Genomic DNA, 12898 nt, shown 5'->3' on the forward strand with positions numbered 1-12898 from the left:
CCGGCGACAGGCGGGGTCAGCCCCGCCCCGCCTCCGGGTGCAGCCGCAGCCACCCCTCCCACGCGGACGTGATCATGTCCTGGGCGTCGAGCCGGGCCTTCCAGCCCAGTTCCGCCGCCGCGCGGTCGGCTGAGGCGACGACGCGGGCCGGGTCGCCCGGGCGGCGGGGGGTGACCGCGGGCGGACGGTCGTAGCCGGTCACCGCGTTGATGCGGTCGATCATCTCGCGGACGGAGACGCCCTCGCCCCGGCCGATGTTCAGCGTGAGGTCGCGGCCGGGGGAGGAGCGCAGGGCCCGGGCCGCCGCGACATGGGCCTCGGCCAGGTCGACGACGTGGATGTAGTCCCGCACGCAGGTGCCGTCCGGGGTCGGGTAGTCGTCGCCGAAGACGCGCGGCGGCACGCCCTGCGTGAGCTTCTCGAAGACCATGGGCACGAGGTTGAAGACACCGGCGTCCGCGAGCTCCGGACCCGCCGCCCCCGCCACGTTGAAGTAGCGCAGGGACGCCGTCGACAGCCCCGTGGCCCGGCCCGTCGCGCGGACCAGCCACTCACCGGCCAGCTTGGTCTCGCCGTAGGGCGACATGGGCAGGCACGGCGTCTCCTCCGTGACCAGGTCCACGTCCGGCATGCCGTACACCGCCGCCGAGGAGGAGAAGACGAAGGACGCCACCTTCGCCGCCGTGACGGCGTCCAGCAGGATCCGCAGGCCCTCGACGTTCTCCCGGTAGTAGTGCAGGGGCAGTTCGACGGACTCGCCCACCTGCTTCTTCGCCGCGAGGTGAACGACGCCGGTGACCTCGTGGTCCGCGAGGGTGCGGGCGAGCCGCTCGGCGTCCAGGGTCGAGCCCACCACCAACTCCACCCCGTCGGGCACGCGCTCGGCGATGCCGGTGGACAGGTCGTCGTAGACCACCGCCTGTTCGCCCGCCGCGGTCATCGCCCGTACGACGTGCGCGCCGATGTAGCCGGCGCCGCCGGTGATCAACCAGGTCATGTGTGGCCGTCCCCTCGTCAGTTTCGCCCGTGGTGGTGCTGTGCGCCGGTCCGTCGTGGTGGTCGTACTCGCGTGCTCTCAGTGAAGCAGGCGGCGCAGTCGTGCGCGTACGACCGACAGCACCCCGCGTACGCCGGGGGCCACCCGCAGCGCCAGCGCGCCGGAGTGGGTGGTGTACGGCTGTACGAGTACCACGCCGTGCCGGGCGCTCGGGACGGCGCGGCGGCGCAGCAGACCGGCGCCCGTGAGGGCGTGCGCCGTGACGTCGCGGCTCGCGCCGTCACGGAAGCGGATGCGGAGGCGCAGGTCCCAGGTGCCGGCGCCGAGCGCGGCCAGCGGGAGGAGATCGACGGCTGCCTCAGCCGACCAGGTGACGCCGGAACCGGCGGATCCACCGTGGCCGGCTGGACCGGCTGGACCGGCGGAATTGCCACGACCGGCTGAGCCGTTGCGACCGGCTGAGTCGCCGCGACCGGCTGGACCGGCCGGACCGGCGGAATTGCCACGACCGGCTGAGCCGTTGCGACCGGCTGGACCGCCGGAACCGCCGCGACCCGCTGAACCGGCGGTTTCGTCGGCGCCGGGCACCCCCGCGCACGGCGCGAGCGGCAGGCTCGCGCCGCGGATCACCGCGTCCCCGTCGTCCCGGTGCCGCCACTCCACGTCCACCGTCTCCGGCCCCGCCTGCGCCACCCGCCCGTACAACTCGTGCAGGCGCAGCCGCAGTCGGGTGCCCCGCGCGCCCGGCCGCAGTTCCGCGTCGACGGCGAGGGGCAGTGTCCGCACCGGCCGGGCCCGCAACGGCTCCAGGGAGACCTGCGGGAGGGCGTCCGACCAGACGGGCGTGCCGTCCGCGGCGCGGGCGTACGGCGGGTACAGGCGGGCCGGGCGGGCCGCGAGCTCCCGCAGCCGGGGGAGGTCGCAGGGCTCCGCCGAGGCCAGGACGACCCGCCCGATCAGCCGGCCGGGAGCGGCCGGGTTGCGCGCCCAGTCGTCGGCGTCGTACTCCGCGAGATGCGCCCGCGTGAGCTCCCACCACGCGCGCTGGTAGGCGGCGTCGCGCAACCCGAGTTCGCGCACGTACATCCGCAGGTCGTGGTCGAGGAACTTGGCGCGCGCGGTCCGCGCGAGTTCCTTCTGCCCGGCGCCCAGCAGCACCTCGTACGCCTGGCGGCACGCCTCCGTCCGGGCCCGCCAGTTCTCGACACCGGACCGGTCCAGGGAGATCGACAGCCGCGCCTCCGACCGGCGCACGTGCCAGACGTACACCCGGTCCGGGATCAGGGCGATGCGCGGCGCCGCGGCCAGGAGGCGCGCGGTGAAGACGACGTCCTCGTACGGGAAGCGGCCCTCGGGGAAGCGGATACCGTGCGCGCGCAGGAAGGCGGTGCGGTAGAGCTTGTTGACGCACAGCGTGTCGTGGACCAGACGCGTTCGCTGCGCGGGGCGCGGCACCACGGTGTGCAGCGCGTAGAGGCGCGGCTGCCAGGGGACTTCGCGCCCCGACGGCAGTTCCCGGCGTACACACAGACCGCCCGCCACCTCCGCGTGCGCACCCTCGGCCGCCGCCAGCAGCGCGTCGACCGCGCCGGGCGGCAGGACGTCGTCGCTGTCCAGGAACATCACGTACGGCGAGGTCACCGCGTCGAGCCCGGTGTTGCGCGGGGTGCCGCAGCCACCGCTGTTGGCCCGGCGGCGGATCACCTTCAGGCGTGGCTCCGAGGCGGACAGCCGTTCCAGCAGGCCGACGCTGCCGTCCCTCGAGCAGTCGTCGACGGCCACCACCTCGCGCACGGCCGGCCCCTGGGCGAGCGCCGAGCGCACGGCGTCCGTCACGTGCGCGGCGTCGTCGTAACCGATCACCACGACGGAGACCTCGGCGGGCGGCCTCTCGCCCTGCCCGTCGCCATGCCCGGCGGCATGTCCCTCGGTATCCCTCGCGGTCTCACTCTCGGCATTCATCACGGTGGATCGTAAGCCGGGCGAATGACATGAAAGTGCTAACACACCATCAAACCCCTGCTATGCCTCTTATTCGGCACAGAATCGGGCCGTGAAGAGCGGACAGTCGAGGGGGAGCGGCCGGTTCGGCGCGGGGGTGACGCCCGTGACGGGGCATGTGGCGGCGCCCATGGCGGTGATGCTCACGATCGGGCTGTGGGGGCTGGACCGCGGCGGGATGTGGGGCGACGAGAGCGTCACCTTCCAGGTCGCGCAGCGCACGGTTCCGCAGATCTGGCGGCTGCTGCACGACGTGGACGCCGTGCACGGCCTGTACTACCTGTTCATGCACGCCGTCCTCACCGTCCACCCGAGCGAGATCGTGCTGCGCCTGCCGTCGGTGTGCGCGGCGACGGCGACCGCCGGCCTGGTCGCGGCCCTGGGCGCCCGGCTGGCCGGGCCCCGGGTCGGCCTCGGGGCCGGTGTCCTCTACGCGATCACGCCGATGGCCGGCCACTACGCCCAGGAGGGGCGGTCGTACGCGCTCGTCGCGGCGGGGGTGGCGGGCGCGACGCTGCTGCTTCTGCGGGCCGTGGACGCGGGGGACGCCCTGGCCTGGTGGCCGTACGGGACGGCCGTCGCCCTGACCTGTGTGCTGCACGAACTGGCGGTGCCGGTGCTGGGCGCGCACGCGGTGACGCTGGCCCTGCTGCGGGTGCCGAGGAGAGTGTGGTCCGGCTGGGGGCGTGCGGCGGGCGCCGCGGCACTGCTCGTGCTGCCGCTGGTGTGGGTGTCGCAGGGGCAGGCCGGGCAGGTGGCGTGGCTCGTGCCGCCGGGGTGGGACCGGGTCGGGAGGCTCGCCCGGAACTTCTCTCCCGGCCCGGCCGGACCGGTGTTCTGGGGGGCGCTGCTGCTGATGGCCGTGGGGCTTCGGGAGCGGCGCACGGCCGCGGTCGCGCTGCCGCTGCTGCTGGTGCCGCCGGGGATCCTGATGACCGTGTCGCAGGTCCGGCCGCTCTACCACGACCGGTACGTGCTCTACGCGCTGGCGGGCGCGTCCCTGCTGGCCGCGGCGGGGGCGGGGCGGGTCGCCCGGGCGCTGGGGCGGGTGCGGTTCGACGGGCGGCGGATGCGGGTCGGCGGCAGGCGGGTGCGGGCCCTGCTGGGCGTCACCGGCGTGCTCGCCCTCACCGTCACCTTCCTGAACCAGCTCCCGGTGCACCGCCAGGACCGGTCGGCCGCCCACCGCCCGGACAACCTCGCCGTGGTGTCCGCGCTCGCCGTCCGCCGGATGCGCCCCGGCGACCCGGTGCTGTTCGTGCCGTCGGTCGGCAGGCTCGCCGCGCTGGCCTACCCGAAGGGGTTCCAGCGGGCCCGGGACATCGCGCTGCGGGAGTCCGCGCAGCGCTCCGGGACGCTGTGGGGCCTGGAGGCGACCCCCGGGGAGCTGCGGCGACGGCTCGCCTCGGTGGACCGCGTCTGGGTCGTCGCCGAGCGGTCCGCCCTGGACCCGCGCCGCAACCCGCCCGACCCGGTGGAGCGCACCAAGCTCGCCGTCCTGGCCGAGGAGTTCAGCGTCCGTGAGGAGCACGTCCGGCAGGAACGCGTCCGCGACGACGTGCTCCTGCGCCTTTACGTCCGGCGCGGGCCGGGAGACACCCCGACCGGCGAAGTGTCGTCTCGCCGGCCGGCCGACGCCCTGCCACCCGGCGTGTCCGCCGGCACCCCCGCTCTCGGCGCCCGGCTCTCGCCCCGTCCGCTGCCGTAGCGCCCGCTGCCGCTACGGCCGCTCGGCGGCGGCGGTGGACGGGCCGCCCTGTGGCTCCGCGCGGGCCGCGGCCGTGTCCAGCGCGGTGGTGAGTTCGTCGAGGCGGGCGCGCAGGGCGCGGACCTCCTCGGGGCCGAAGCCGGTCGAGGAGGCGATCCGGCGCGGCACCTGAAGCGCCCGCCCGCGCAGCGCGACGCCCTCCTCGGTCAGCCGCACCTCCACCGACCGCTCGTCGCGGGCGCTGCGCTCGCGGCGTACCAGACCGGCCGCCTCCAGCCGCTTGAGCAGCGGCGACAGCGTGCCCGAGTCGAGACGCAGGTGCTCGCCGAGCTTCTTCACGGGCAGCTCGTCGTGCTCCCACAGCACCAGCATCACCAGGTACTGCGGATAGGTGAGCCCGAGGTCCTTGAGGATCCCGCGGTAGACGCCGTTGAAGGCGCGGGAGGCCGCGTGCAGGGAGAAGCAGATCTGCTGGTCCAGGCGGAGCCAGTCGTCGTCGGGCGTGTTCATGCGCCCAGGATAGCGCGCGCCCGTCATTCAATTGCGCACAACTCAATTGTGTGCTCTAATTCTGGGTGTCAGGCGGCCCGGAAGCGGGCCGCCGAACGTTGACGTGAGAGGGAAGGTTTTTCCATGGACGCGCTCTACACCGCTGTCGCCACCGCCACCCACGGCCGCGACGGCCGCGCCGTCAGCTCCGACGGCGTGCTGGACCTCGCCCTGGGCGTGCCCCAGGCGATGGGCGGCAACGGTCAGGGCACCAACCCCGAGCAGCTCTTCGCCGCCGGTTACGCCGCCTGCTTCGGCAGCGCCCTCGGCCTCGTCGGCCGTGCGGCCAAGGTCGACGTCAGCGACGCCGCCGTGACCGCCGAGGTCTCCATAGGCAAGCAGGGCGAGGGCTTCGGGCTCGCCGTCATCCTCCGCGTGGAGCTCCCCGACAGCGTGGACGAGGCGACCGGCCGCAAGCTCGTCGAGCAGGCCCACCAGGTCTGCCCGTACTCCAACGCCACCCGCGGCAACATCGAGGTCGACCTCGTCATCGATTGACATGCTCCCTGGCCTGGAGGCCAGGGATTCCGGCTCGGGTCGGCTGACCCTTCCGGGGGCTTCCTGCTTCACCGCGCTGTGCGGGCACATGCGCCCGTCTTACCGGCGCTCCACCGGCGTTTAGCGTCTCCGCCCGTCCGGCGGCGACGATACGGCGTCCTTCGAAGAGGACGTTGCGGGCTGCGTTGTGGTCACGGTCGTGCACCGTGCCGCACGCGCCGCACGCCCACTGCCTGATGTTCAGGGGCTTGGGGCCGTCCCGGAATCCACAGGCCGAGCAGATCTGGGAGGACGGGAAGGCACGGTCCACCTTGGCGAAGGTGCGGCCGTGCTTGACCGCCTTGTACTCCAGCATGCCGACGAACGCGGACCATCCCGCGTCGTGCACCGACTTGGCGAGCCGCGTGCGGCCGAGACCGGACACTGCGAGGTCTTCCACGAACACTGCTTGGTTGTCGCGAATGATCTGTGTGGATGCCTTGTGGTGCCAGTCCCGGCGCCGGTCGGCCACACGCGCGTGCTGGCGTGCGACCTTGAGGCGGGCCTTGGCCCGGTTCCTCGAACCCTTGGCCTTGCGGGACAGCTCCCGACCAAGGCGTCTGAGCTTCTTCTCCGCCCGGCGCAGGAAGCGCGGGCTGTCGATCCTCCGCCCGTCGGACAGGACCGCGAAGGCGGACAGACCCAAGTCGACCCCGGTATCTGCCTCCGCCTCGGGGAGGATGCCCGGCTCCGAGTCCACGACGAAGCTGAGGAAATACCGGCCCGAACCGTCTCTGGTGACGGTCAGGGACGTCGGCGCGGCCGGAAGCCGGCGCGACCACCTGACCTTGAGGTTGCCGACCTTGGCCACATAGACCGTGCCGTCGTTCCGGAGGGAAAAGGCATTGGTGGTGAGGCGGATCGACTGCCGGGTGTCCTTCTTCGACTTGAACCGGGGCGGCCCCACCCTCCGGCCCTTCCTCTTGCCCCTCAGGCTGTCGAAGAAGTTCTTGTAGGCGGTGTCGAGGTCCCGCAGGGACTGTTGCAGGACGACCGCTGACACGTCGGCGAGCCAAGTGCGTTCCTGGGTCCGCTTGGCCTGGGTGATGCGCAGCCGGGACAACTCCGCCGACATCACATACGGCAGCCCTGCCGCGTGCGCTTCCTTGCGGTCGCGCAGGCAGTCGTTCCACACCACGCGGGCGCACCCGAACGCCTTCGCCAGCGCACGGCACTGGGCGGCGTCCGGGTAGGCCCGGTAGTTGTAGCGAAGCTGCATAACGATCACCGTATGGACGCTTCGCGGCCGCTCGCGGCAAGAGATCACATTCCACTGGAATTGATCACGGTGCGAGCAAGTGTGTTCGATGAGTCTCGAAGCTGCATCTGCGGCGGGACGCCGTGGCGTGAACGCCGGGACTTTCCCGCAGAATCCCGGTAATCCCCGGGCCTCACCCCCCGACCCGCGCCAGCACCTCCCCCGTCCGTCCGCTCCACGCCACCACCACGGCCTCCTCGGGCACCGGGTGCCAGCGCGTCAGCAGCAGCCAGCGCACGTGGTAGCGGCGGACGATGGCGGACCGTTCGGCGCGGGTCGAGCCCGGGGCGAGATAGGCCCGGACGTCGGCCGCCCGGCGCTCCCGCCGCCGCTCGTCCAGGGCGGGGTCGGGCCAGATGGGCGCGGCGAGGCTCGGCCCGTACCCGGCGATCGCGTGACTGGCGAGGTACCCGTCGGTGATCACCACCTCGCCGGGCCCGATGTGCCGCGCGGCCCAGTCGTACGACGGCCAGCGCGTCGGCTGGGCGAACCCCACCGGGTCGACCGAGCGCGGCACGACCGCCCCGGCGTGCACGGTGACGAACCCGACGCACACCCCGGCCGCCGCCGCCCCGCCCAGCACCCGCCGGGCCCGCCGCCAGGGCCGGGGCGCCGCCAGCTCCACCGCCAGGGCGAATTGCAGTGGCACCAGCACGGCCCACAGGGCCCTGGCGTACGTGTAGTGCCCGCTCGCCCAGCCGTACGCCACCAGCAGGCACTCCAGCAGGAACATCCACACCAGCGGATCACGCGCCGACCTGCGGGCCCGCGCCCACAGTGCGGGCAGCCCCAGCAGCGCCAGCCAGGAGTTGGCGAGCATCCTCTCGTACAGCTGCCGGTGCATCGCGTCCATGCCGGTGTCGTTCACCAGCGTCAGGACGTCGTAGTACGGCCAGCTCAGGGCCACCGCCGCGCAGGCCGCCCCGGCGAGCGCCCAACGCGCCACGACCGGCCGGCGCCAGCCGCGCTGCCGGGATGCCACGATCGCCACCGCCCCGGTGAGCGCCGAGGCCGCCGTGACGGGGTGGGTGAGCAGGATCAGCCCGTACAGCACGCCGATCCCGGCGTACCCCCACCAGCCGCCGAGCCCGCTCGGGCCGACGAACCGCACCGCGGGGGCGTCGTCCCGCGCGCGGATGCCCGTCCAGGCCCACGCCCGGAACGTCAGCCCGATGGCGATCGCGGACGGGTAGCCCAGGTTCGTCGTCATCGACATCAGCCCGAGGTAGCCGCTCCACAGGATCCGCGCGGTACCCCACAGCAGCGTCATGAACAGCAGGGCCCACACCGGCGCCCAGGGGCGCGGGGTGAGGGTCCTGACGAACCGGCCGAGCCCCGTCAGCAGCACCAGCAGATGCACCGGCCCGGCGAGCTTCACGACCTCCCAGCCGGTCAGTCCCGTCAGCCGCGCCAGCACGCCCTGGGCGACGGCGTACGGGCCGTAGTACGGGCTGCCCTCGCCCGGCAGGTCCGCCATGGAGTGGGCCGGGTGCAGCAGATCGTCCTTGAGCCGCTCGACGACCGCCGCGTGCTGCCCGGCGTCGCAGCACAGCGGCACCCGCCAGTACGCCAGCGTCATCACCAGCCAGAACAGGGCGCCGTAGAACTGGTACGGGGTGAGCCTGCCGACACGGCCGCCGCGCAGTGCCGTCGCGCCGCGCACGGCCCGCCGGACCAGGACCGGGGCGCTCACCGGAGGGTGGAAGGGGTCTGGGGCATGCGCCGAATGTTCCCGCCCCTACGCACGCCCTGACCCCGGATCACTTCATCGGGTGAGGCCGCTACCGCCACCTGCCGGTCGGTCGCACAGCGCCTGCTGCGCCGCCACCGGCCAGCGCGCGAACCGGAACCGCGTCCGCTGAGCCGCCCCGGTGAGGTTCCGCCAGAACCGCTCGGCGGTGAGCGGGGCGCGCACCGACTCCCTCAGCTCGGCGAGTTCGCCGCAGCCCAGCGCGGCCCGGGCCGCCTCGACCGCCTCCCGCGAGGCCCCGGCGCGCAGCAGGTCGCGCTGCGGCGGGTGCTTCGCCGCCCACTCGGCGAAGACCCAGTAGTTGCGCAGGAACTTCTCGTGCCCCGGCCAGCTCCACCGCTCCAGCGCCAGATGCGCGCCGATCGGGCTGGCCAGCCCCCAGGCGTCGTTGACGTAGGCGTCCAGCGGCGCCGCCGCCCCCGTCACTCCGAGGTGCCGCCCCACGATCACCACCCGGTACGGGGAGTCCGCCCGCATCGGCGTGGCGTGCAGCCGCCGCGCGGCGTCGAAGTAGAGCAGCGTCGGCCCGGGCGCGCGCTCGGCCCGGGCCAGCATGGCGCGCCCCTCCGGCAGGGCGGGCCAGTTGGCCACCCAGGTGCCGGTGCGCACCGGGTTGTGGTCGCCGAGGCCCTCCACGTCGGAGCTGCGCACGTTGAACGAGCCGGGCGTGCTGCGCACGTCGAACGGCGCCCGCAGCGGACTGACCGCCGCGCACAGCCACACCATCAGCAGCGCGCCCGCCACGCCCGTGACCCTGGTCGCGGGCACCACCAGCACCGGCAGGAGCAGCAGCAGAAGCGCCGGCAGGATCATGCGGGCGTGCATGTAGTCGCCGCCGACGCGCACGACGTATCCGGCCAGCAGCAGACCGGCCGCGAGCGGCGCCAGCAGCACCGCGAGCGAGGCCCGCCCCGGGGCGCGATCCCGCTGGTCCCGGCGCGTGCGCCGCACCAGCAGAACGGCCAGCGCCGCGAGCACCGGCACGACCGGCCACAGCCAGTACGGTCCGAGCGTCTCCTGCACGTACCCGGCGCCCCGGCTCCAGTCGCTGGCGCTCGCCTCCTTGGCGATGGCGGGCAGTGGCACCAGGATTCCGTAGTACCCGGCCCGGAACACCTCGTACGCCAGCGGCACCGCTCCCGCCGAGGCGAGCATCGCCGCCGTGCCCCGACGGGAGGGACGCAGCACCCACCACTGGGCCGCCAGGAAGCATGCCGTGACGACCGCCAGATCGGGCCGGACCAGCGGGCCCAGCCCGAACACGAAGGCGGCCGTGCACGACTGCCCGACCTCCTGCCCGCGCCGGGTCCGCGTCAGCAGCCACCATGACAGGCCCGTCCAGAAGGCGCCGAGACCGCTCTCCAGACCCGACGTCATGTACGACCAGAACGGCGGCACCGCCAGCAGCACCAATACGCCCGCCGGGAGCAGCAGTCCGGCGCCCCGGTGCAGCCGGCACGTGGCGAGCAGGGCGAACGCGAACCCGGCGGTGCTCAGCAGCAGGCCGAGTCCGACCGCGAGGAACGCCGGATCCTCGCCGGTGACCCAGGTGGTGAGCGCGAGCAGCCACTGCCACAGGGTGCCGGTCGAACTCTCCGCCCTTTCCCCGACGTTGAACACGGGACCGTTGCCCGCCAGGATCTGCCGGACCGGGCGCAGGTAGATGAGCCCGTCGTCGCAGATCCAGCGGCGCCGGTAGCCCAGCACGAACAGGGCCGCGGTGGGAACGGCCACCAGGGCGGCGTGCCACCAGTGCACCGGTGGCGGCGACTCGGCGACCGCCGGTGGCCGGGCCGAGGAGGCCCGCTGACCGGGCAGGGAGGGGACGGCCTCGGGGGTTGCGGGAGTTCTCATCTCTCGATCAGCGCCTCGGAACGGGTGCGGGCGCCCTCGGTCCGGCGGGCCGCGGGCAGCAGCGCCCCGCCCCGCTCGTCCAGCATCAGCAGCCGGACGACCCGCTCGGCGGCCCGCCCGTCCTCGAACTCGCAGTACCGCTCCCGGAAGCCCGCCCGCAGCCGCGCCGCCTCGGCGTCCTGCCAGGTGCCGGACGCGAACAGCCAGGCCAGCTCGCGGTACGAGCGCGACACATGGCCCGGCGCGTCGGCCGTGATGTCGAAGTAGGCGCCCCGGCTCGCCGCGTACGCCCCCCAGTCGTCGGCGTGCACGACGATCGGCCGGTCCAGCAGGGCGTAGTCGAACATCAGGGCGGAGTAGTCGGTGACCAGCACGTCGGAGGCGAGCATCACGTCCTCGACGTGCGGCTCGTCGGTCGCGTCCACCAGCACGCCCCGCCGGTGCAGGTCGGACAGGCCGAGACCCCGCGCGACGCCCGCTGCCAGCGACGGGTGCAGACGGACGACCAGCGTGTGCCCGGGGCCCAGATCCGCGGCGAACCGGGCCAGGTCGAACCGGTCGACGTGGCCGCCCCGCCGGTAGTCGCGCCGGGTCGGCGCGTACAGCACGACCGTGTGGTCGGCGGGGACACCGAGCCGCTCGCGCACCTCCCGTCCCTGCTCCGGACCGGCGCCGACCAGCACGTCGTTGCGCGGGCTGCCGGTCCGCAGCGAGGTGAAGTGGCACGGGTACGCCCGCTCCCACGCCCGTTCCGCGTGCCGCCCCGCGACCAGGCTGTAGTCCCAGCGGTCGGCGCGGCGCAGCATCTGCGGCACGTCGAACCCGTGCCGGGCCCCCGGCTTGGTCAGCAGGTCGGCGCCCATGTACTTGAGCGGCGTGCCCTGGTGGGTGTGGATGTGGACGCTGCCGGGCCGCTTGGCCAGGGTGCCGGGCCAGTTGACGTTGTTCACCCAGTACGTGGCCCGCGCCATGACCTCGTGGTAGCGCCGCGAGCCCGGCGTCACATGGTCGACGCCGGGCGGCAGCGCGTCCACCGCGTCCTCCCGGACCACCCACACGCCCCGGATGTGCGGGGCGAGCTCGCGCGCCTTCGCGTGGATCGCGGCCGGATCACCGGTCACGCCCCGGTGATGGGTCGCCGAGTAGACGGCGAGGTGCGGATCGAGGGGGCGCTTCGACTGGGCCGCGTACCAACCGCGCAGGGCCGTCTCCGACGCCCTCTTCGCCACCCTCCGCTGCCCGCCCAGGGCGGCGGCGCGCAGGTCCCGCACCCCGCGAGCCGCCGCGTACGACGCGTAGGGCGCCGAGGCGAGCAGCCGCATCTCGACGCCGCGCCAGCCGTCCGGCAGCGGGAAGCCGCCCTCGGGGAGGTGACGGCGGTGGAAGGAGCGGATCTCGCGGTAGAAGTCGCCCCGGTCGGCGGGCCGGACCCGGTCCTCGCGGGCCAGCACGAACAGCATGTGGTCCAGCGCCCGCTCCAGCAGCAGCGGCCGCGCCCAGTCGAGGTCCGGGCGCTGCTCCAGGAACGTGAACAGCCCCTCGTACTGCGGGAAGATGTCGAAGTGCCGACGCCCGGGCGTCTTGGTGATCGCGCCCTGCCGGCGCTGCCGGTACTCCACGCCGATCCGGTCCAGGCAGGCGATGCGGTCGGCCAGCACCATCGAGCGGTAGGTGACCGGCGCGTCCTCGTACAGCCCCGGCGCGTACCGCAGGCCGTGCTCCTGGAGGAACGACCGCCGGTAGGCCTTGTTCCAGGCGACCAGGAACAGGTTCAGATACTGCGGGCTCTCCCGGATGCCGAACGTCTCCAGGCCCGCCGCGGCCAGCAGGTCCGCCGCCTCGCTGCGCCCGCCGCGGCCCCACCAGTGGGTGCGCACATGGTCGAAGACCAGGATGTCCGGGTCGCCGGTCGCCGCCAGGCGCGCGGCGACGGCGGCCAGCAGGCCCGGCGTGTAGTGGTCGTCGCTGTCCAGGAACAGGACGTAGTCACCGGCCGCCTGCGCGAGTCCGGCGTTGCGGGCCCGGCCGAGGCCCACGTTCTCCGGCAGGTGCAGCACCCGCACCCGGTCGTCGCGGGCGGCGTACTCGTCGAGGATCGCGCCGCTGCCGTCGGGTGAGCGGTCGTCCACGGCGATCACCTCGAAGTCGCCGTGGGACTGGCCGAGCACCGAGTCGAGACACTCGCGCAGGAAACCCTGCACCTTGTAGACGGGGACGATGATGCTGAAGCGGGGCACTTCTTCG

At 73.8% G+C, this 12898-nt stretch carries 9 protein-coding genes; 2 read left to right on the forward strand and 7 right to left on the reverse strand.

What is annotated here, in order from left to right:
* Positions 1–16 precede the first annotated feature (16 nt).
* Both galE and IE153_RS05095 read right to left on the reverse strand, forming a co-directional pair.
* A complete protein-coding gene (gene galE / locus IE153_RS05090; RefSeq protein ID WP_189588583.1) occupies positions 17–997 on the reverse strand; it encodes a UDP-glucose 4-epimerase GalE in 981 nt (326 codons plus the stop codon).
* Positions 998–1075: 78 nt separating this feature from the next.
* A complete protein-coding gene (locus IE153_RS05095) occupies positions 1076–2959 on the reverse strand; it encodes a glycosyltransferase family 2 protein (protein ID WP_189588584.1) in 1884 nt (627 codons plus the stop codon).
* A gap of 169 nt (positions 2960–3128) precedes the next feature.
* Between IE153_RS05095 and IE153_RS05100 the strand changes: the two genes are divergently transcribed.
* Positions 3129–4706, forward strand: coding sequence for a glycosyltransferase family 39 protein (locus tag IE153_RS05100; protein ID WP_189589229.1), 1578 nt, complete (start codon positions 3129–3131; stop codon positions 4704–4706).
* A gap of 12 nt (positions 4707–4718) precedes the next feature.
* On the opposite strand, the gene IE153_RS05105 is transcribed toward IE153_RS05100, so the two are convergent.
* On the reverse strand, positions 4719–5243 hold the full coding sequence (locus IE153_RS05105; protein ID WP_189588585.1) for a MarR family winged helix-turn-helix transcriptional regulator: 525 nt from the start codon (positions 5241–5243) through the stop codon (positions 4719–4721).
* A gap of 96 nt (positions 5244–5339) precedes the next feature.
* On the opposite strand from IE153_RS05105, the gene IE153_RS05110 reads away from it, so the two are divergent.
* Positions 5340–5753 carry an organic hydroperoxide resistance protein gene (locus IE153_RS05110; protein ID WP_189588586.1) on the forward strand — a complete coding sequence of 138 codons (414 nt, stop codon included), beginning with the start codon at positions 5340–5342 and terminating at the stop codon, positions 5751–5753.
* Here IE153_RS05110 and IE153_RS05115 read toward each other — a convergent pair.
* The 4 genes from IE153_RS05115 to IE153_RS05130 all read right to left on the reverse strand — a co-directional run bounded on the left by IE153_RS05115 (position 5743) and on the right by IE153_RS05130 (position 12891).
* A complete protein-coding gene (locus IE153_RS05115) occupies positions 5743–7011 on the reverse strand; it encodes an RNA-guided endonuclease InsQ/TnpB family protein (protein WP_189588587.1) in 1269 nt (422 codons plus the stop codon). The genes IE153_RS05110 and IE153_RS05115 overlap by 11 nt on opposite strands.
* A gap of 172 nt (positions 7012–7183) precedes the next feature.
* Positions 7184–8743, reverse strand: coding sequence for a hypothetical protein (locus tag IE153_RS05120; RefSeq protein ID WP_189588588.1), 1560 nt, complete (start codon positions 8741–8743; stop codon positions 7184–7186).
* Between the two features lie 72 nt (positions 8744–8815).
* Complete coding sequence (locus IE153_RS05125) at positions 8816–10654, reverse strand: arabinofuranosyltransferase AftB family protein (protein WP_189588589.1); 1839 nt, start codon at positions 10652–10654, stop codon at positions 8816–8818.
* Positions 10651–12891, reverse strand: coding sequence for a bifunctional glycosyltransferase/CDP-glycerol:glycerophosphate glycerophosphotransferase (locus IE153_RS05130; protein WP_189588590.1), 2241 nt, complete (start codon positions 12889–12891; stop codon positions 10651–10653). Before IE153_RS05130 ends, IE153_RS05125 begins: the two co-directional genes overlap by 4 nt.
* Positions 12892–12898 lie beyond the last annotated feature (7 nt).

It is taken from the genome of Streptomyces massasporeus, from assembly GCF_014648995.1.
Classification (GTDB): Bacteria; Actinomycetota; Actinomycetes; order Streptomycetales; family Streptomycetaceae; genus Streptomyces; species Streptomyces massasporeus.

Bases quoted from the DNA above. Each gene is read 5' to 3' on its own strand.
- IE153_RS05125 (WP_189588589.1), bottom strand. From the start codon at position 10,654: ATGAGAACTCCCGCAACCCCCGAGGCCGTCCCCTCCCTGCCCGGTCAG.
- galE (WP_189588583.1), bottom strand. From the start codon at position 997: ATGACCTGGTTGATCACCGGCGGCGCCGGCTACATCGGCGCGCACGTC.
- IE153_RS05115 (WP_189588587.1), bottom strand. From the start codon at position 7,011: ATGCAGCTTCGCTACAACTACCGGGCCTACCCGGACGCCGCCCAGTGC.
- IE153_RS05095 (WP_189588584.1), bottom strand. From the start codon at position 2,959: ATGAATGCCGAGAGTGAGACCGCGAGGGATACCGAGGGACATGCCGCC.
- IE153_RS05105 (WP_189588585.1), bottom strand. From the start codon at position 5,243: ATGACGGGCGCGCGCTATCCTGGGCGCATGAACACGCCCGACGACGAC.
- IE153_RS05110 (WP_189588586.1), top strand. From the start codon at position 5,340: ATGGACGCGCTCTACACCGCTGTCGCCACCGCCACCCACGGCCGCGAC.
- IE153_RS05100 (WP_189589229.1), top strand. From the start codon at position 3,129: ATGGCGGTGATGCTCACGATCGGGCTGTGGGGGCTGGACCGCGGCGGG.